This window comes from Pseudonocardia kujensis (assembly GCF_021283305.1).
In the GTDB taxonomy this organism is placed as follows: Bacteria; Actinomycetota; Actinomycetes; order Mycobacteriales; family Pseudonocardiaceae; genus Pseudonocardia; species Pseudonocardia kujensis.
The window spans coordinates 1-19,171 of the sequence record NZ_JAJSOK010000002.1; the positions used below are offsets into that span (position 1 = coordinate 1).

Consider the following 19,171-nt stretch of genomic DNA (forward strand, 5'->3'; position numbering starts at 1 on the left):
GCTGAGCGAACTGCTGGTGATCAATCCGAGCCCGCGGCATGGGCTCGATCGTGTCGGTCATCGCTGGTCCTTCCCCCGGGACACGCCCGGAGCTACAGACCAGTTACACCGAAGATCGGACACTCCCACTCGACATCGAGCAGCTCACGCTGCGGATCAGACCGACCCTGCACACGGGCATCGTCCCAGCGGCCCGAGATCGACTGGCGGTCCGACACCCGAGCTTTTCAGCAGTCTCCTAGGCGTCATGCGGGCGTAGCGAGCCCGTAACCCGCCGCCGCCACGATGGGGGGCGAATCGGCGAGGAGGCGGTCGCGGTGGCGCTCTGGCGTGTGCACGTCGAGCTGGAGGATCGACCCGGCCGGCTCGGTGAGCTGGCCACCGCGGTCGGCGGGTCCGGGTGCAACATCCTCTCGCTGCACGTGGTCGGGGAACCGGCCGACGACGGGTCGGTCACCGACGAGCTGCTGGTCGAGGTCCCGGGCGGGATCGAACCCGCGGGCATGGCCGCCGCGGTGGAACGCGCGGGAATCCCGTGCACCCTGCTCGTCCGGGCGGACGCGACCGAGCTGGCCGACACCGCCACCACTGCGCTCGCCCTGGCCCGGATGGTCGCGGCCGACCCGGGCAGCGCCCCCCGGGCCGTCGCGACGCTGCTGCGGGCGCGGATCGTGGAGCCGGGCGCGCCCGCCGGCACCGGACACGTCCACCCGCTGCGGGTCGGCACCGCGCAGGTGCACCTGGGCCGGTCGTGGCCGTTCACCGCCACCGAGCTCTCCCGCGCCGCCGCGCTGCTCGAGCTCGCGGCCCAGCTCTCGCTCAGCGGGCAGCCGGCGCGCAGAGCCGCGCAGCCGGACCCCGTCCTGCTGCTGGTCGACGGGTCGGAGGTGCGGGTGCGCACCGCCACCCCGGCCGATCGTCCGCTGGTCACCGCCCTGCACGCCCGCTGCTCGCCGGCCACGCGCAGCGCCCGGTTCCTCTCGGCCGCCCCGCGCCTCGACCCGGACGAGCTCGACACGCTCGTGGGGATCCCGCACACCGCGTTCGGCCCCGGGGCGAAGCGCACGATCCTCGCGCTGACCACGGACGGGGGCAGCGCGGTCGGGATGGCCGACGTCGAACGCACCGCGGCGACCGCGGCCTCGTTCGCCGTGGTCGTGGAGGACGCCTGGCAGGACCGCGGCCTGGGCACCGCGCTGGTCCGCCGCGCGGCCGAGGCGGCCGCCGAGCAGGGCGGCGAGGAGCTGGTGGCCACCACGCCCACGCAGAACATGCAGGTGGTGAAGCTGCTGCGCCGGGCCGGGCTGCGGCCGACCGCGGAGATCACCGGCGGGATGCTGCACGTCCGCGCCCCGCTGAGCCCGGTCGTCAGCCGCGTCGGCTGACCCGGCCGAACCGGGTCAGAGCAGGTCGAGGACCTTCTCCGGCGGGCGCCCGACCACCGCCCGGTCGCCGACGATCACGATCGGCCGCTCGACGAGGATCGGGTGGGCGGCCAGCGCGTCGAGCAGGGTGTCCCGGTCGGCGTCGGCGAGCCCGAGCTCCTTGTACAGCGTCTCGCCGGTCCGCACGATCGCGCGCGGGTCGTCCGTGCCGAGCTGCGCGAGCACCCGCTCCAGCGCGGCGCGGTCGGGCGCGTCGTCGAGGTAGCGCACCACGGCGGGATCCACGCCGCGCCCGGTGAGCAGGGCCAGCGCGCCGCGGCTCTTCGAGCAGCGCGGGTTGTGCCAGATCGTGACGGCGTCCTGTGGCGCGGCGTCGGTCATGTGCCGAGCCTAGATTGACCGGCATGACGCCTCCCACCACCGGCGTGCTGGTGTTCGACGGCCGCTGCGGGTTCTGCACCCGCACGGTCGGCTGGCTGCGGCTGCTCGACCGGGACGCGCGGGTCACCACGCTCCCGTACCAGCAGGCGGGCGCCCCGGAGAAGGCCGGTTCCACGGCCGCCGCCTGCGCCGACGAGGTCCACTTCGCCGCCGGCGGCCGGACCGTCACCGGCGCGGCGGCGGTCAACGCGGCGCTGGGCGTGGCCCTGCGCACGGACCTGCCGGAGCGGGTCTACTCCCGCACCGCGCCCCTGCAGGACCGTGTCTACGCCTGGGCCGCGCGCCACCGCGGGCGGCTACCGGGCACCACGCCCTGGTGCGAGCGGTACCCCGAGCTGTGCGCGGCGTCGAGCCGCACTACGGAACCTTGACGCGCGGAAAAGCCGCCATTTTCGCGTCATGGAACCATGACGCGCGGAAATGGCCATGATCGACGCGTTATGGAACCATCATGCGCCGGGGCGGGCTCATAGGGGCGGACTCGGGTTCGGCGCGCACCTGAAGCCACGCTGAGTGAGCACTCCGGGCGCCGCCCGTGCTCGGGCAGACTGGTGCGCGATGAGCGAGATCCCGTCTCCGCACCGCTCCGGCGGGTCGCGGTGAGCGCGCCCCCCGGGCCCCACCCGCCGACCGTCCCGACGGCCCGTCCGGGCTCCGGCCCGCCGCCTCCCCGCACGCCCGAGCCGGGGTACGGCGGGGGCGGCCGGCGGCCGCGGCGGGGTGCGGGTGGCCGCCTGCTCGGCGCCGTCCTGCTCGCGGGGGCCGCGTCGGTGTTCACCGTGCCGGACCTGTGGTTCGGGCTGGACCGGTGGAGCCCCTTCACCCAGATCGTCGCGTTCCGCGCGATCCTGCTGGTGGTCGTCGCGGTGATCGCCCTCGCGCTGCTGCTGGTCGCGCTCGGGATGCGGCGCGCCTGGCCCTTCCCGCTGGCCATGCTGGTCGTGGTCGCGGTGACGGCGTCGACCATGGCCCCGCGGCTCGTCGCCGATCCGGTCCCGACCGGCGGCACGCCCGTGAAGGTGTTGTCCTTCAACGTCTACACGGGCGATGCGGACGTCCGCGCGCTCGCCGACGTCATCCACCGCGAGCGCCCCGACTTGATCGCCCTGCCCGAGGCCGGGGAGCGCTACCGGCAGAAGCTCGCGCCGTTGATCGAGGACCTCGGCTACCGCACGGAGGCCTCGGTCGACCGCCGTTCGCAGGACGTCAACGGCGTCGTGGCGGCGGTGTCCCCGCGGTTCGGCGACGTGACCTTCGACATCGGGAAGATCACCCCGGACTCGCCCTTCCCGTACGTCCAGGTGTCCGGGGGCGGGATGGGCGACCTGACGTTCGTCGCCTTCCACTCGGTCGCGCCCACCGCGGGCTCGGTCGGCCAGTGGCGAGAGGACCTCGCAGGGGTGAGCCGGTGGTGCACCGCGGCCTCGCCCGCGATCGTGGCCGGCGACTTCAACGCCACCCTCGACCACTCGGTGCTGCGGACCGCCACCGCGGACTGCGGCGACGCGGCCGCGCAGCGCGGCAGCGCGCTCACCGCGACCTGGCCGGCGATGCTGCCCCGCTGGCTGGGCGCCGAGATCGACCACGTCTTCACCAACCACGGTGCGACCTCGGAGTCGTTCCAGGTCCTGGACCTGCCCGGCAGCGACCACCGGGCGGTCCTCACGACGTTGCGGCTGACCTGACCTCGCTCGCCTCGTCGGCCACGAACACCTCGTCGAGCACGAACCGCTCGATGTCGAGCACGAAACCGCGGACCCGTGTCTCCGGGTGCAGGAACGGGTCGTGCCGGAGCTGGGCGATCCCGCGCGCGACGCTGGTGGCCACGTCCTTGAACGCGAAGGTCCGCCACGACGGGCGCATCCCCGTCTCGTCGGCGAGCTCCTCGGTGAAGTCCTCGTCGGAGAAGGTGTTCAGGCCGCAGCCGCTGTGCTGGACGAGCAGCACGTCGCGGGTGTGCAGCTTGCGCTGGCTGATCGTCAGCGAGCGGATCACGTCGTCGGTGACGACGCCGCCGGCGTTCCGGAGCACGTGCACCTCACCGAGCTTCAGCCCGAACAGGGCGAACACGTCGATGCGGGAGTCCATGCAGGTGACCACCGCGGTGTGCAGCGCAGGCGGCACCGCCAGGCCCTCCGCGTTGGCCCTCGCCAGGCGCCCGCCACCGGCCTCGTACCGCGAAATCAGCTCGTCGTAGCTCACGGCGCCAATACTCGCGGACGAGTCCGGGACCGGCAGGTCGGGACGGCCTCCTTGGGGCACAGCTCACGTGCCGGAACGATGAACGGCACCCCTGTGCGGTGGGTCCGCCCAGGAGTGCCGTTCGTACAGAAGCGCCGTTCGTGCAGAGAAGGCCCGATCAGACCTGGTCGGCGATCGTCTCCGCGATCTCGTAGGTGTTCAGCGCGGCGCCCTTGCGCAGGTTGTCGCCGCAGACGAACAGCTCGAGCGTGTTCGGGAAGTCCAGCGCCTGACGGACCCGGCCGACGTGCGTCGGGTCCTGCCCGACGACGGCGGCCGGCGTCGGCCACACGCCGGCGGCCGGGTCGTCGTCGAGCACGATCGTGGGCTGGGTGGACAGCACCTTGTGCGCCGCCTCGACCGTGACCTCGCGCGCGAAGGTGGCGTGCACCGCCAGCGCGTGCGTGGTGATCACGGGGACACGCACGCAGGTCGCCGACACCCGCAGGTCCGGGATGCCCAGGATCTTGCGCGACTCGTTGCGGACCTTGAGCTCCTCGGAGGACCACCCGTCGTCCTTGAGCGAGCCGGCCCACGGCACCACGTTCAGCGCGAGCGGGGCCGGGAAGGGCGAGTCGCCGCCGAGGCCGGACACGGCCTCCGCCACGTCGCCGGCCTTCTTGCCGACGTCCTTGCCCGCCACGGCGGACAGCTCGGCCTGCAGCCGGTCGATGCCGGGCTGCCCCGCACCCGACGCGGCCTGGTAGGAGGACACGACCAGCGCCTCGAGGCCGAACTCGCGGTGCAGCGCGCCCATCGCGGCCATCATCGACAGCGTGGTGCAGTTGGGGTTCGCGATGATTCCCTTGGGCCGGTTCGCGGCGGCCTCGGCGTTGACCTCGGGCACCACCAGCGGCACCTCGGGGTCCATCCGGAAGGCGCCGGAGTTGTCGACGGCCACGGCGCCGCGGGAGGCGGCGACGGGAGCCCACTCGGCGGAGATCTCGTCCGGGACGTCGAACAGGGCGATGTCGACGCCGTCGAACACCTCGGGCGCGAGGGCCTGCACCGTGACGTCCTCACCGCGGACCTTCAGCACCTTGCCGGCGGAGCGGGCGGAGGCGACCAGCCGGATCTCGCTCCACGGCACGGACTCGCGGGCGTCGATGATCTCGATCATGGTGGTGCCGACGGCACCGGTGGCGCCGACGATGGCGAGCACGGGTCCGGCAGTGTTGTCCGCCATGTCTCAGCGCCCCGTCCCGGCCGCGACGACGGCCTCTTCCTCGGAGTCGAGCTCGAACGCGGCGTGCAGCGCGCGGACGGCGTCATCGAGCTGCGCGGACTTGCAGATCACGGAGATCCGGATCTCCGAGGTGTTCATGGTCTCGATGTTGATCCCGGCGTCGGACAGCGCCTCGCAGAACCTGGCCGTGACGCCCGGGTGGTTGCGCATGCCGGCGCCGACCAGCGAGACCTTGCCGACCTCGTTGTCGTAGATCAGCTCGGCGTAGCCGATCTGCTCCTTCGCCTTCTCCAGCGCGGCGACGGCGTTGGGGCCGTCGGCGCGGGGCAGCGTGAAGGTGATGTCGGTCTTGCCGTCCGACTGGTTGGAGATGTTCTGCAGCACCATGTCGATGTTGATCTCGGCATCGGCCACGACGCGGAAGATCCGGGCGGCCATGCCGGGGGTGTCCGGGACGCCCGTCACGGTGATCTTGCCCTCGGACCGGTCGTGCGCGACCCCGGTGATGATGGGGTTCTCCAACGGAATCTCCTCGATCGAGCCGGCCACGAGCGTGCCGGGCTTCTCGTTGTACGAGCTGCGGACGCGCAGCGGGACGTTGTAGCGGCGGGCGTACTCGACGGCCCGCAGGTGCAGCACCTTCGCGCCGCACGCGGCCAGCTCGAGCATCTCCTCGTAGGTCACGGTCTCGAGGTGCCGCGCCTTCGGGGCGATCCGGGGGTCCGCGGAGTAGATGCCGTCGACGTCCGTGTAGATCTCGCAGACGTCCGCCTCGAGCGCCGCGGCCAGCGCGACGGCGGTGGTGTCCGAGCCGCCGCGGCCGAGCGTGGTGATGTCCTTCGAGTCCTCGCTCATCCCCTGGAACCCGGCGACGAGCACGATGTGCCCCTCGGCCAGCGCGCTGCGCAGCCGGTGCGGGTTGACCTCGACGATCCGCGCGTCGCCGTGCTTGGAGGTGGTGAGCATGCCGGCCTGCGAGCCGGTGAACGAGCGGGCCTCGGCGCCCAGCGAGTGGATCGCCATCGCGACGAGGGCGTTGGAGATGCGCTCGCCCGCGGTGAGCAGCATGTCCATCTCGCGCGGCGGCGGGGCCCCGGTGGAGACCTGCTCGGCGAGGTCCGTCAGCTCGTCCGTCGTGTCGCCCATGGCGGACACGACGACGACGACGTCGTGACCCTCCTTGCGGGTGCGGACGATGCGCTCGGCGACCTTCTTGATCCGCTCCGCGCTCTCGACCGACGATCCGCCGTACTTCTGCACGACGAGGGCCACTCCGACCTCCTGTCCGGCGCCGGTCCGGCGCCCTGGTCCTCCGCCTCGGGGCGTGTTCGCACCGCTCTCCGGGCGCTGGTCGGGAGCCGAGGATACCGGCTGCGACGTGCAGGGTTCATGTGTTTGACCGATGCCACAGAGGCCCACGCCACGTTTGGGGCCCGAGGCACCGGGGCACCACGCGCGAACCGGCGGCCGGCCGTGCGTCGAGCCTGGCGAAACCGCTCGGTCGGGTGCCGGTCGGCGGGGCCGGGCCGCGCAGGCGCTCCGGCAGGAGATCATGGACCGATGAGCGCGGCGGGCGGCGACCGGGGGGCGGAGGCGGTCCGGGACCAGGTTCCCGGTGCGCTGCCGGCCCGACCGTCGGCCGACCTGCCGATCGGGCGGCCCGGCGGGCCGCCGCACGAGCGCGCCCCCGAGGGCCCGACCGAGCCGCTCGCCGCCGTCCGGAGCCGCGGCCGCCCGGTCCCGTGGGCCGCGATCGGGCGCGCCCTGCTGCCGGCTGCGCTGTTCCTCGGTGTCCGCACGGTCGGGATCGTGGTGCTCGCCATAGTCGCGACCCGGCAGGGCACCCGGCTCGCCGACGAGCTCGGTTCCTGGGACGGGCAGTGGTTCCTCGGCCTGGCCCAGGGCGGCTACGACGGCGTCCCGATCGGGCTCGGCGACGCGTACGGCCACCGCAGCGGCGAGACCCCGCTGGCCTTCTTTCCCGGCTACCCGGCCTCGGTCGCCGTCGTCCGCTTCGTCACGGGCCTGCCGCTGCTGCCGGCGGCGCTCACGGCGACGGCCCTGGCCGGGGTCGTCGCCGCCTACGGCGTCGCCCGGCTGGGCGAGCTGGTCCCCGGCGGCTCGCGCCGGGTGGGCCTGGTGCTGGTGGTGCTGTTCGCGAGCACACCGATGGCGGTCGTGTTCTCGATGGCCTACTCCGAGGCGTTGTTCTGCGCGGCAGCCGCCTGGGCGCTGGTCTTCCTGCTGCGCGGGCAGTGGGTCGGGGCCGGGCTCGCGGCGGCCGCCGCCGGGCTGGTCCGGCCGACCGCGGCCGCGCTGGTCGCGGCCGTGGGACTGGCCGCGCTCGTCGCCGTGGTCGCACGGCGTGACGGGTGGCGGCCGTGGCTGGGCGGGCCGCTCGCGGCCGCCGGGCTGCTGGCCTACCTCGGCTACGTCGCGAGCCGCACCGGCTCGCTCACCGGGTGGTTCGCGCTGCAGCAGCGCGGCTGGGACTCGCGCTTCGACGGCGGCCGGGCCACCGCGTCGTTCGCCGCGGCGGCGCTGGCGGACGGCCGCTCGGTCATGGAGGTCGCGACGGTCGGCATCCTGCTCGGCGCGGTCGCGCTGCTGGCGGTCTCGGTGGGGCAGGCCGTGCGCGGCTGGATGCCGTGGCCGCTCGTCGCCTACTCGGCGGTGGTGCTGCTCATGGACGTGGGCAGCAACGGGCTCATGGGCTCCAAGGCGCGGCTGCTGGTGCCGGCGTTCACCCTGCTGCTGCCGCCGGCCGTGGGCCTGGCCAAGCGCAGGCCGGGCACACGCGTGTCCGTGCTGGTGGCCGCGGTGCTGGTCGCGGCCTGGTTCGGGGCCTACGCCCTGGTCGACTGGCCGTACGCGATCTGAGCCCTTCCGGGCGGGAGGCTCAGCCGACCCGGCGGATCAGGCGCGTGACGACGGCGGTGATGACGCCCCAGATGATCGCCGCGGTGCCGTAGTTCAGCGTCACGGCGAGCTTCGGTTCCGCGGGCAGGAACAGGTTCCCGAGCCCGAGGTTGAAGTACTCGGCGAGGTCGCGGATGAAGATCGTGAAGCCGTTGTCCGGGTTCGCGTCGAGCAGGGTCAGCACGATGTGGATCACCAGGACGGCCACGATCAGCATCCCGACGAGCCGGACCAGGGAGGCCAGCAGGCCTGCCCCGCGACGCACGGTCGTTCCCACCGCCATTGTGTTCCCTCCACGGCACGAGTTGGGGCGATCCTCTCAGACCGGGGGCCGTTCGGGGGGTCGGCGCGCTCCCCCTATCGGGTGGCCCCGCGTCACGAAGTGTGGCCGGCGTCATCGCAGGCGGGCACGGGGTTGCCGACGACCCGGGGCGGGGGGTTACAGTCGGATCCATGGCGCGCCTGCTCCTTCGCCGCCGCGGCGGGGTCTGACCGACCGGCCCCTCGTCGCGGGTTCTGGCGTGCCGCCGGTCGACACCTCCCGGTAGCACCCCAGAAGGAGCACGATTCCCGTGTCCATGTCGCCCGACGCCTACACCGCCTCCTCGGCCAGCAGGATCCGCACGCCCTCCGTACCGGCGCCCGCGGACCAGCCCGTCTGGAACCCCCAGAAGGGCTCCCACATGCCGATCGGGCGGTACAAGCCGTTCCACGAGCTGGTGGAGCCGGTCTCGCTGCCCGACCGCACCTGGCCCTCCACGCGGATCACGAAGGCCCCGCTGTGGTGCGCCGTCGACCTGCGCGACGGCAACCAGGCCCTGATCGACCCGATGAGCCCCGCACGCAAGCGCCGCATGTTCGACCTGCTGGTCCGCATGGGCTACAAGGAGATCGAGGTCGGCTTCCCGGCCGCCAGCCAGACGGACTTCGACTTCGTCCGCGAGATCATCGAGCAGGACGCCATCCCGGAGGACGTCCGGATCCAGGTCCTCACCCAGGCCCGCCCCGAGCTGATCGAGCGCACCTTCCAGGCCTGTGAGGGCGCCCCGCGCGCCGTCGTGCACCTGTACAACTCCACCTCGGTGCTGCAGCGCCGCGTGGTGTTCCGCTCCGACCGCGCCGGCATCACGAAGATCGCCACGGACGGCGCGGAGCTGGTCCAGCAGTTCGGCGAGAAGTACCCGGACACGGACTGGCGCTTCCAGTACTCGCCGGAGTCCTACACGGGGACCGAGCTGGAGTACGCCGTCGAGATCTGCAACGCCGTCTCGGAGATCTGGCAGCCCACGCCGGAGCAGCCGATGATCGTCAACCTGCCGGCGACCGTCGAGATGGCCACCCCGAACGTCTACGCGGACAGCATCGAGTGGATGCACCGCCACCTGGCGCGCCGCGAGGGCATCATCCTCTCGCTGCACCCGCACAACGACCGGGGGACCGGCGTCGCGGCCGCCGAGCTGGGCTACCAGGCCGGTGCCGACCGGATCGAGGGCTGCCTGTTCGGCAACGGCGAGCGCACCGGCAACGTCGACCTGGTGACCCTGGGCATGAACCTGTTCACCCAGGGCATCGACCCGCAGGTCGACTTCTCGGACATCGACGAGATCCGTCGGACCGTCGAGTACTGCAACCAGCTGCCGGTGCACGAGCGGCACCCGTGGGGCGGCGACCTGGTCTACACGGCCTTCTCCGGCTCGCACCAGGACGCGATCAACAAGGGCTTCGACGCCATGAAGGTCGACGCCGAGGCCGCCGGGCACACCGTGGACGAGCACCCGTGGGAGGTGCCGTACCTGCCGGTCGACCCCAAGGACATCGGCCGCACGTACGAGGCCGTGATCCGGGTGAACTCGCAGTCCGGCAAGGGCGGCGTCGCCTACATCATGAAGACCGAGCACCAGCTGGACATGCCGCGCCGGCTCCAGATGGAGTTCTCGAAGGTCGTCCAGGAGGTCACCGACTCCGAGGGCGGCGAGGTCTCGCCCAAGGAGATGCGCGACGTCTTCGAGACCGAGTACCTGACCCGCGAGACCCCGCTCAAGCTGATCCGGCACCGGCTGACCAGCGACGGCGAGGGCCGGGACGAGATCGTCGCGACCGTCCGGGTGGAGAGCGAGCTGCACGAGATCACCGGCAGCGGCAACGGTCCGCTCGCCGCGTTCGTCGACGCGCTGGCCGGCATCGGGTTCGACGTCCGCGTCCTCGACTACCACGAGCACGCGATGGGCGGCGGCGACGACGCCCGCGCCGCGGCCTACGTCGAGTGCGCCGTGGAGGAGAAGGTCCTCTGGGGCGTCGGGATCGACTCCTCGATCGTCGCCGCGTCCTTCAAGGCGCTGGTCTCGGCGATCAACCGCGCCCTGCGCTGACCCGCGCGAACCGGCGGTGACCGGCCCGCCCGTGCGACCCACGGGCCGGGCCGGGCCGCGACCCGGCGGAGCCCGCCCACGCTCAGCGGGCTCACAGCGGCCGATGCGGCGGAACAGGGCTGATCCCCTACCGTCGTGACCGTGCCGTTACCGGTCGCCCCGCTCGCCGCGTACCTGTTCCTGCTGTTCTGGTCCGCGGTGCCGTTCGCCCCCGCCGAACCCGTCCTGCTCGCCGGCGGCGCCTTCGCGGGCACCGGGGGCCTCGTCCTTCCGCTCGCCATCCTGGCCGCCGCCACGGGTTCGCTCGCCAGCGACCTGGCGAAGTACGCCCTCGGCCGCGCCGCCGGACCCGCCGTGCTGCGGCGGATCGCCCGGCGGCCGGCCGGGGCTCGGGCGGTCGCGTGGATCGAGTCCCGGCTCGCGGTGTCGGGCCCGATGGTGATCGCGCCGTCGTACTTCGTGCCGTTCGGCGTGGTGGCCTCGACGATCGCCTGCGGCGCGCTGCGCATGCGGCTGCGCAGCGTGGTGCTCGGCTCCGCCGTGGGTGCGCTGATCTGGGCGACCGTCTTCGTCGGCCTCGGCCACCTGGGCGCCACCGTCACCGGCAACCCGTGGTTCGGCTTCGCCCTCGCCGTCCCGGCCGCCCTGGTGGTCGGGCTGCTGGTCAGGCGGCGTGTCGCGCCCGCGCGGACCGGGGAGGCCGACCCGTGTGTCTGTGGGCCCACCCCGCTCAGCCGCGAGCCGGAGCGCCACGAGGAGGCCTGTCCCCTGGCCACGTGAGCCGTGCGCGGTGACCGGCGCCCCGGCACGAGGCACCGCACACGGTCCACCGCGCTCGGCGCGTCAGCGGCCGAGGATCTCCTGGACGCTCGACGCGTGCTCCGGGGCACCGACGGCGAGGTTCGCCGCAGCGCCGGATGCACTGTCGACCATGTCCGCGTCGACGTGGTGCGGGCGGATCCGGCCGTCCCGGATCTCCTCGGCCCAGTGGCAGGCCACCCGGTGTCCCGGCGCCGCACCCTCGAGCCCGCGCAGCTCGGGGCGCTCGGTGTCGCAACGCTCGGCCTGCTTCCACGGGCAGCGGGTGTGGAACCGGCAGCCGCGGGGTGGAGCGGCCGGCGACGGCAGGTCGCCGGCGAGCAGGATCCGTTCCCGCCGGTCCTCGGCCTCCGGGTCCGGCAACGGCACCGCCGACAGCAGCGCGCGGGTGTAGGGATGCTGCGGGTCGGCGTAGAGAGCCGCCGACGGCGCCTCCTCGACGATCCCGCCCAGGTACATCACGCCCACCCGGTCGCTGACGTGCCGGACCACCGCCAGGTCGTGCGCGATGACCAGGTAGGTCAGCCCGAGCTCGCGCTGCAGCCGGGACAGCAGGTTGAGCACCTGGGCCTGCACCGAGACGTCCAGCGCGGACACCGGCTCGTCGGCCACGATCAGGTCGGGCTCGACGCAGAGCGCACGCGCGATCCCGATCCGCTGCCGCTGCCCGCCGGAGAACTCGTGCGGGTAGCGGCGCAGCGCCCCCTTCGGCAGGCCGACCGCGTCGACGAGCTCCCGCAGCCGATGTCGGTCCGCCTCCGGCCCCTTCGACAACCCGTGCGCCTCGAGGCCTTCGCTGAGCAGCGACTCGACGGACTGCCGCGGGTCGAGGCTCGACATCGGGTCCTGGAAGACCATCTGGAAGCGTCGGCGCCGGCGGCGCAGCTCCTCGCCCTTCAGCCCGGCGATGTCCTCGCCGTCGAACCGGACCCGGCCACGCGTCGGCTCGGTGAGCTTGAGGATCGCCCGGCCGAGCGTCGACTTGCCGCAGCCGGACTCGCCGACCAGTCCGTAGGTCTCGCCGCGGCGCACCGTCAGCGAGACGCCGTCGACCGCGTAGACGTGCCCCACGGTCCGGCCCCGGAACACCCCCCGGGTGATCGGGAAGTGGACGGCGAGGTCCTCGACCTCCAGCAGCGCCGGTGCCGCGCCGTTCGTCTCCTCGTTCATGCCGCTCCCTCCGTGACCGGGACGGGGTTGTGACAGCGCAGCAGCCGGGTCCCGGCCCGCTCCGCCGCCGGGGCCACCTCGGCGCAGACGTCGAGCGCCCGCGGGCAGCGCGGAGCGAACGCGCAGGCCCCGCCCTCCGGTGCCGCCCAGGGCAGGTTGTCGTTGACCGAGCCGCGGATCGCCGCGAGGTCCACCCCCGGCGGTCCGTCGAGCCGCGGGATCGAGCCGAGCAGGCCGTGCGTGTACGGGTGCCGGGGCTGCCGGAACAGCTCGTGCCGGTCGGCCCGCTCCACGATCCGGCCCGCATAGAGCACGTTGACCCGGTCGCACAGTCCGGCGACGACGCCGAGGTCGTGCGTGATCATCACCAGGGCCGTCCCCGTCTCCGCCACCAGCTGCTCGAGCAGGTCGAGGATCTGCGCCTGGATCGTGACGTCCAGGGCCGTGGTCGGCTCGTCGGCGATGAGCAGCCGGGGCGTGCAGGCCAGCGCGATCGCGATCAGGGCCCGCTGGCGCATGCCGCCGGACATCTGGTGCGGGTAGGAGTCGAGCCGCCGCGTCGGGTCGGGGATCCCCACGCGGTCCAGCAGCTCCGCGGCCTCCCGGCGCGCGGCGTCCTTCCTCATCCCGCGGTGCCGGGTCAGCACCTCGGTGACCTGCAGCCCGACCGGGATCACCGGGTTCAGCGAGGACAGCGGGTCCTGGAAGATCATCGACAGGTCGCGGCCCCGGCGCTCGCGCATCGCGGAGTCGGACAGGGCCAGCAGGTCCTCGCCGTCCATCCGGATCGAGCCCGTGACCCGGTTGCCGCGCTCGGGCAGCAGCCGCATCACGGCCAGCGAGGTCACCGACTTGCCGCAGCCCGACTCGCCGACCAGTCCGACGATCTCGCCGGGCTCCACGTCGAAGCTCACCCCGTCGACGGCGACCGTGTCCGGCTCGCCGCGGCGGGTGAACGCGACCCGCAGGTCCTCGACCTCGAGCAGGGCGCTGCTCATCAGCGCCTCCCCTTCGGGTCGAGCGCCTCGCGCAGGGCCTCGCCGAGCAGCGTGAACCCGAGCGCGACCAGGATGATCGCGATCGCGGGCCAGAACGCCAGCGCCGCCCGGACGTCGAGGTAGGACTGGGCGTTCGCGAGCATGAGCCCCCATTCGGCACGGGCCGGGTCGCCGTCGCCCAGCCCGAGGAAGGACAGCGCGGCGGCGTCGAGGATCGACGTCGCCAGGGTCAGCGTGGCCTGCACGATCACCGGACCCATGGCGTTGGGCAGCATGTGTCGCAGCACGATCGCCCGCCGCCGTACCCCCAGCGAGGTGGCGGCGAGGACGTGGTCGGACTCCCGTTGCGCGAGCATCGAGCCGCGCAGCAGCCGCGCGAACACCGGCACGCTGACCAGCGCGACCGCGATGATCACCGTGGTCTGGCTGGGCTTGGCGGCCAGCGCGGCGATCGAGATCGCCAGCAGCAGGGACGGGATGGACAGCAGGACGTCCGTGACGCGCATGAGCACGGTGTCGACCCACCCGCCGAAGGCGCCCGCCAGCGCGCCGATCAGCACCCCGAACACGAGCCCGATCAACGTCGCGAGGACGCCGACCAGCAGCGTCTGCCGCGAGGCCAGGATCATGCGGGAGAAGAAGTCCCGGCCGTTCTGGTCCGAGCCCAGCGGGAAGCCGGGCTGGGCTCCGGGGATCGAGTCCGGCCGCAGCGTGCGCTGCAGCTCGGGGAAGGCGGTCGCGGCGTCGTGCGGGGCGAGCCACGGCGCGAGGATCGAGACCAGCACGAACAGCCCGACGAGCACTGCCCCGACGATCGCGACCGGGTTGCGCCGCAGCCGTTGGAAGGCGTCGGCGGTGAGGCTGCGCCCGCTCGCCTCGGCGAGCTCGTCGACGCGCCTGCGGCGGCGCTCCAGGAGGGACGTCATCGCACCCTCACCCTCGGGTCGATGATCGCGTACGACAGGTCGACGAGCAGGTTCACGAGCACGTAGACCAGCGCACCGAGCAGGACCACGGCCTGCAGCCGGGGGTAGTCACGGCGCTCGATCGCCTGCGCGAGCAGCGTGCCGAGGCCGCCCCAGACGAAGACCTTCTCGGTGAGCACCGCGCCCGCGAGCAGCAGGCCGGTCTGCAGGCCGATCGTCGTCGAGACGGGGAGCAGCGCGTTGCGCAGCACGTGCCGCTGGCGGACCGTGCCGGGTGCGAGCCCCTTGGAGTTGGCCGTGCGGACGAAGTCCGAGCCCATGACGTCGAGCACGGACGCCCGGGTGATCCGCACGATCACCGCGAGCGGGATCGTGGCCAGGGCGACCGCGGGCAGGACCAGGTGCACGAGGGCGTCCCACGACGCGTCGAACTCCCTGGTCAGGAGGCCGTCGAGGACGGCGAAGCCGGTGACGTGCGTGGCGTCGATGTCCACGGCCTGCCGTCCCGAGGGCGGGAACCAGCCGAGGTCCACGGCGAAGAACTGCTTGAGCAGGTAGCCGAGGAAGAACACGGGGACGGCGACACCCACGAGCGTCGCGATCACGGTGGTGGTGTCGAGCGGTCGGCCGCGGTAGCGCGCCGCGACGTAGCCGAGCGGAATTCCCAGCACCACGGCGAGGAGCAGCGCGGCGATCGAGAGCTCGATGGTCGCGGGGAGCGCCCGGGCGATCTCGGTGGTCACCGGTTCCCCGGTGATCAGGGAGTTGCCGAAGTCGCCGGTCACGGCGCGGCCGAGGAAGCGGAAGTACTGGACCGGGACGGGCTGGTCGAGCCCGAGCACGGTGTTGAGCTGGGCGATCTTCTCCGGGGTCGCCTTGTCGCCGAGCAGCGCGGCCGCCGGTCCGCCGGGCAGCGAGCGCAGCCAGGCGAACAGGAGGATGGACAGCAGCAGGAGCGTCGGGACGACCTGGATCAACCGCCGCACGATGAAGCGCAGCATGGTTGCCTTTCACACCGCCACCCTGAGCGCATTATGGTTCCATAACGTGCTCAGGGCGGTCGGTTTCGCGCATTATGGTTCCATAATGCAGTTCGGTCGGATCAGCTCTGCGTCTTGCTGACGGTGTTGAAACGCTCGTCGGTCAGCGGGCTGGGCACGAGGCCCTGGATCGCCCCGGAGACGACGATCGCGGGCGGGCTACTGCTGATCGGCACGGCCGGCAGGTACTTCGCCATCAGGTCGCGGTTGGCCTGCTGGTACGCCGCGGCGTGCTTGGCCGGGTCGGGCTCGGCGTCGGCGGCGTTGATCTGCGCGTACATGGCCGGGTCCTCGGGACCGAACTCCGGCTTCTCGCGGCCGAAGAAGGTGCCGATGAAGTTGCCGGCGTCGTTGTAGTCGCCGGTCCAGCCGAGCAGGTGCAGGTCCTGCTTGCCTGCGGTCTGCACGTCGTCCTTGAAGCCGCCGTTCCAGGGCCGCGGCACCGCGTTGACCGTGATCCCGGCCTGCTTGAGGTTCTCCGAGATCAGCTGGAAGAGGTCGGTCGGGTTCGGCATGTAGGGCCGGGTGACCTCGGTCGGGTAGTAGAAGTTCAGCGTCAGGTTCGACGCCCCGGCCTGGGCCAGCAGGTCCTTCGCCTTCTGCGGGTCGTACGGGTACTGCTGGACGTCGTCGGCGTACCCGGCGACGGTCTTGGGCATGAACTGGGTCGCGACCTCGGCGCCCTCGGGGAGCTTGGTCTGCACCAGCGCCTGCCGGTCGATCGCGTAGGCGAGCGCCTGGCGGACCCGGATGTCCTTGAGCGCCGGGTTGTTCTTGGTGTTGATGCCCATGTAGAGCACGTTGAACGGCTGGCGGATCAGCACCTGCTGGCCGGCCTGCTTGAGGGCGTTGTAGTCGGCGGGCGACGGGTAGTCGTAACCGTCGATCGTGCCGGCCGTGAGCTCCTGCTTGCGGGCGTTCTCGTCCGGGATGATCTTGAATACGAGCTTGTCCAGCTTGGCCTTCTCACCCCAGTAGTCGTCGTTGCGGACGAGGGTGATCGTGTTGGCCGTGCGGTCGTAGCTCTCGAACTTGAACGCGCCGGTGCCGGTCGGGTGGTCCGTGGCGTAGGCCGGGTAGGAGAACGAGTCGCCGCTCTGGCTGACTTCGTCCGCGTCGTACTGCTTCAGCGCGGCCGGGCTGGAGATCGACAGCGAGGTCAGGCCGAAGGCGGCGGGGAAGGCGCCCTTGTACTTCGACAGCGAGATGACCGCGGTGCCCGGGTCGGTGGCCTGGCAGCTCTCGTAGATGCCGCCCGAGTTCTTGAAGCCCTCGAACACGTCCGCGTAGTAGATCATGTTGCTCTGCGCGGCCTCGCTGGTCGTGTTGGCCCAGCGGTCGAAGTTGGTGCACACGGCAGCGGCGTCGAGCGGGGTGCCGTCGTGGAACTTCACACCCTGGCGGAGCTTGAACGTCCACGTCCTGCCGTCCGGGGTGGACGACCACTCGGTCGCCAGACCCGGCGCGAGGTCGGTGGTGCCCGCCTTGTACGTGATCAGGGTGTCGTACATCTGACGGATCGGACGGAAACTCTCACCGTCGTCGTTGAAGATCGGGTCGAAGTTCTTCGGGGCGCCGGCTGCGCCGAAGACCATCGTCCCGCCGGTCGCGCCGGCCTGCGTGCTGCCACCTCGTTCGGAGGTCGCGCACGCGGCGAGCGAGACGGCGAGCGCGCCAGCGGCGATGGTGGCGAGCAGACGTCGTGTGGTGGGCATTCTCTGGGCACCTCGAGGTCGTCGGGGTTCGAGCGATGCCCGGAGACGCTAGTCACGACGTTTACCCGCCGGTAGCCCGCAACGTCACAGTTGGGGAACAGCTCCCTCAAATCCACCTCAAATGCGTGAGGCGGGCGTAACGGACTCACGCTCCGTGGCGCGGGCTCCGCCCGTTCGGCGGACCCACGCGCACGACGGATCCACCGTGGAGTGGTCCTCTCAGGACGCCTCGAACTCGCCGTTCTTCACGCCCGCGACGAACGCCGCCCACTCCTCGCGGGTGAACGCCAGCGGCGCCTGGTCGCGGTTCTTGCTGTCCCGCACCAGGATCTCGCCCGACGCCGACCGTCCGATCTCGACACAGTCGCCGAGACTGCAGAAGCTGCTGGTCCTGAACTCGGTCAACGCCCGCCCCTTCGTCACGTGTGGCGGCGAAGATAGCGGAGCAGCAGGCCACGGGAGGCCTCGGGGTCCGCGGCACGCGCCGACACGTCGGCGTGAATCTCTTTGTACAGCTTCACGTCCGCCGGCGAGTCCAGATAGGAGTCGCCCGCCGCGCCCTCGATGTAGACGACGTCGGCCAGCCGGTCCCGCAGCTCCAGCACCGTGAAGGGGCCCGCCAGGGCGCGGTGCAGTCCGGCGTCGAAGGGCAGCACGCGGATGTCGACGGTGTCGCGCTCGGCCAGCTCGACGAGGACGCGCAGCTGGCGGCCCATGACCTCGCGGTCCCCCACCTGCCGGTTCAGCAGGGCCTCGTCGAGCACCGCGGCCAGCCGCAGGGGCTCGTCCGCCCGCACCAGGGCGCGCTGCCGCTGCATCCTGATCTCCACGAGCCGCTCGATCTCGGCCGCGGTGTGGTGCGGCAGCATCTCCGCCATCAGCAGCGTGGCGTACTCGCGCGTCTGCAGGAGGCCGTGGAGGAAGGTCGTGGTGAACGGCCGCACGACGACCGCCTCGGTCTCCAACGCCGGGTACCGCCCGGGCGAGTCGAGCACGAACCGCTCCGGGTGCACGCCCTCGACGTACGGCTCCCACCAGCCCTGCGTCCGGCCCTCGCGGACCAGCCGGCGGAGCATGTCCTGCTCGGCGTCGGACACGACGCCGTAGATGCGGATCAGCTCGTTGACGTCGGGCAGCTTGGGGATGCCCTTGCCCGTCTCCAGCCGGCTGATCTTCGACGTCGAGCAGGTCATCCGCTCGGCGACCTCGTCCAGGGTCATGTCGGCGTTGAGCCGCAGCCGCCGCAGCTCCGCGCCCAGCCGTCGGCGCGGCCCCGCGGGCCCCTGCTGTGGCGCCATTCCACCTTCCCCCCGTCGCTCACCCGACGGAACCGGCCGGCTGCTCCGAGCGAGTGATTCACACGCCGCCGCATCAGTGCAATTGCACGAGGACATCCCGTCGGGCAATCTAAGCACAGCTGGACCCCGAGTGGTTCGCCTCACCTCCACCCGGGGTTCCCGAGGGAAGGAGGCGCCCGTGATCTCCCCGACCGGCCCGCGCCCCGCCCGTCGCACCGGCCGCCCTGCGGACCCGGTCCCGCAGCGCGGGACCCCTCGTCTCCCGGCGCCCGCCGGGCAGCACCCCGAGTGGAAGGTGAGTCCCCGATGAACCACATCCGAGCCGTTCGCACGCGCGCCGGATCCCCGTCCAGCAAGGTCGCCCGCCGCCGTTCCGGGAGGTGGTCCCCGTGATCGTCCCCATCGCCATCGTCCTGGTCGGGCTGGGTGTTCTGGCCGTCATCGGCGTGGTCGTCGGCATCCTCGATGCCGCACAGGCCCGCGCGTGGCGGCGGGTCGCCGCCGAGCGCCGTCGCAACTGGGAGGTCCGGCAGGCCGCCATCGGCGGGTCGGACCACGGCTCCTGGGGCGACGACGACGGCGACTGACTGCGCAGTGCCGGGGGGTTCCTGCGCACGGTGGTCCCGCTCGAGCGGGACCGGCGCCCCCACCGGCCCACCGGGAA

At 72.5% G+C, this 19,171-nt stretch carries 19 protein-coding genes; 7 read left to right on the plus strand and 12 right to left on the minus strand.

The features are described from left to right. Positions 1–317 precede the first annotated feature (317 nt). Positions 318–1,385 (plus strand): GNAT family N-acetyltransferase, encoded by a 1,068-nt coding sequence (locus LWC35_RS40050; RefSeq protein WP_232868062.1) that lies wholly within the window; start codon positions 318–320, stop codon positions 1,383–1,385. Between the two features lie 15 nt (positions 1,386–1,400). Here the strand turns inward: LWC35_RS40050 and arsC are convergent, their stop codons facing one another. Next, positions 1,401–1,766, minus strand: a complete 366-nt coding sequence (gene arsC / locus LWC35_RS01645) for an arsenate reductase (glutaredoxin) (protein WP_232868063.1) — start codon at positions 1,764–1,766, stop codon at positions 1,401–1,403. Between the two features lie 23 nt (positions 1,767–1,789). On the opposite strand from arsC, the gene LWC35_RS01650 reads away from it, so the two are divergent. Both LWC35_RS01650 and LWC35_RS01655 read left to right on the plus strand, forming a co-directional pair. After that, positions 1,790–2,197, plus strand: a complete 408-nt coding sequence (locus LWC35_RS01650) for a thiol-disulfide oxidoreductase DCC family protein (RefSeq protein WP_232868064.1) — start codon at positions 1,790–1,792, stop codon at positions 2,195–2,197. Positions 2,198–2,425: 228 nt separating this feature from the next. Further along, entirely contained in the window at positions 2,426–3,511 is a 1,086-nt protein-coding gene (locus LWC35_RS01655; protein ID WP_232868065.1) for an endonuclease/exonuclease/phosphatase family protein, read from the plus strand. Here the strand turns inward: LWC35_RS01655 and LWC35_RS01660 are convergent. From LWC35_RS01660 to LWC35_RS01670, 3 genes are all read right to left on the minus strand, one after another. Then, complete coding sequence (locus tag LWC35_RS01660) at positions 3,489–4,028, minus strand: beta-class carbonic anhydrase (protein ID WP_232868066.1); 540 nt, start codon at positions 4,026–4,028, stop codon at positions 3,489–3,491. The two genes, LWC35_RS01655 and LWC35_RS01660, sit on opposite strands and share 23 nt — an antisense overlap. Before the next feature lie 157 nt (positions 4,029–4,185). Continuing rightward, complete coding sequence (locus LWC35_RS01665; protein WP_232868067.1) at positions 4,186–5,253, minus strand: aspartate-semialdehyde dehydrogenase; 1,068 nt, start codon at positions 5,251–5,253, stop codon at positions 4,186–4,188. A 3-nt stretch (positions 5,254–5,256) separates the two neighbouring features. After that, on the minus strand, positions 5,257–6,525 hold the full coding sequence (locus LWC35_RS01670; protein WP_232868068.1) for an aspartate kinase: 1,269 nt from the start codon (positions 6,523–6,525) through the stop codon (positions 5,257–5,259). Positions 6,526–6,813: 288 nt separating this feature from the next. On the opposite strand from LWC35_RS01670, the gene LWC35_RS01675 reads away from it, so the two are divergent. Further along, positions 6,814–8,133 carry a hypothetical protein gene (locus tag LWC35_RS01675; protein WP_232868069.1) on the plus strand — a complete coding sequence of 440 codons (1,320 nt, stop codon included), beginning with the start codon at positions 6,814–6,816 and terminating at the stop codon, positions 8,131–8,133. A gap of 19 nt (positions 8,134–8,152) precedes the next feature. On the opposite strand, the gene LWC35_RS01680 is transcribed toward LWC35_RS01675, so the two are convergent. Next, on the minus strand, positions 8,153–8,455 hold the full coding sequence (locus tag LWC35_RS01680; protein ID WP_232868070.1) for a hypothetical protein: 303 nt from the start codon (positions 8,453–8,455) through the stop codon (positions 8,153–8,155). A 295-nt stretch (positions 8,456–8,750) separates the two neighbouring features. On the opposite strand from LWC35_RS01680, the gene leuA reads away from it, so the two are divergent. Both leuA and LWC35_RS01690 read left to right on the plus strand, forming a co-directional pair. After that, positions 8,751–10,541, plus strand: a complete 1,791-nt coding sequence (gene leuA / locus LWC35_RS01685; RefSeq protein ID WP_232868304.1) for a 2-isopropylmalate synthase — start codon at positions 8,751–8,753, stop codon at positions 10,539–10,541. Between the two features lie 135 nt (positions 10,542–10,676). Next, positions 10,677–11,321 carry a DedA family protein gene (locus LWC35_RS01690; protein ID WP_232868071.1) on the plus strand — a complete coding sequence of 215 codons (645 nt, stop codon included), beginning with the start codon at positions 10,677–10,679 and terminating at the stop codon, positions 11,319–11,321. A gap of 63 nt (positions 11,322–11,384) precedes the next feature. Here the strand turns inward: LWC35_RS01690 and LWC35_RS01695 are convergent, their stop codons facing one another. From LWC35_RS01695 to LWC35_RS01725, 7 genes are all read right to left on the minus strand, one after another. Next, positions 11,385–12,530, minus strand: coding sequence for an ABC transporter ATP-binding protein (locus tag LWC35_RS01695; RefSeq protein WP_232868072.1), 1,146 nt, complete (start codon positions 12,528–12,530; stop codon positions 11,385–11,387). Then, on the minus strand, positions 12,527–13,528 hold the full coding sequence (locus LWC35_RS01700; RefSeq protein ID WP_232868073.1) for an ABC transporter ATP-binding protein: 1,002 nt from the start codon (positions 13,526–13,528) through the stop codon (positions 12,527–12,529). Before LWC35_RS01700 ends, LWC35_RS01695 begins: the two co-directional genes overlap by 4 nt. Next, complete coding sequence (locus LWC35_RS01705; protein ID WP_232868074.1) at positions 13,528–14,454, minus strand: ABC transporter permease; 927 nt, start codon at positions 14,452–14,454, stop codon at positions 13,528–13,530. Before LWC35_RS01705 ends, LWC35_RS01700 begins: the two co-directional genes overlap by 1 nt. Beyond that, on the minus strand, positions 14,451–15,455 hold the full coding sequence (locus tag LWC35_RS01710) for an ABC transporter permease (protein WP_232868075.1): 1,005 nt from the start codon (positions 15,453–15,455) through the stop codon (positions 14,451–14,453). Before LWC35_RS01710 ends, LWC35_RS01705 begins: the two co-directional genes overlap by 4 nt. A 101-nt stretch (positions 15,456–15,556) precedes the next feature. Then, positions 15,557–17,209 (minus strand): ABC transporter substrate-binding protein, encoded by a 1,653-nt coding sequence (locus LWC35_RS01715; protein WP_232868076.1) that lies wholly within the window; start codon positions 17,207–17,209, stop codon positions 15,557–15,559. Between the two features lie 219 nt (positions 17,210–17,428). Next, on the minus strand, positions 17,429–17,614 hold the full coding sequence (locus LWC35_RS01720; RefSeq protein ID WP_232868077.1) for a DUF397 domain-containing protein: 186 nt from the start codon (positions 17,612–17,614) through the stop codon (positions 17,429–17,431). Between the two features lie 14 nt (positions 17,615–17,628). After that, complete coding sequence (locus LWC35_RS01725; RefSeq protein ID WP_232868078.1) at positions 17,629–18,507, minus strand: helix-turn-helix domain-containing protein; 879 nt, start codon at positions 18,505–18,507, stop codon at positions 17,629–17,631. 389 nt (positions 18,508–18,896) lie between these two features. Here LWC35_RS01725 and LWC35_RS01730 point away from each other — a divergent pair, with 389 nt between their 5' ends. Beyond that, the gene (locus tag LWC35_RS01730; protein WP_232868079.1) at positions 18,897–19,094 is read left to right on the plus strand and encodes a hypothetical protein; all 198 of its coding nucleotides are present in this window, start codon (positions 18,897–18,899) and stop codon (positions 19,092–19,094) included. The last annotated feature ends 77 nt before the right edge of the window (positions 19,095–19,171 follow it).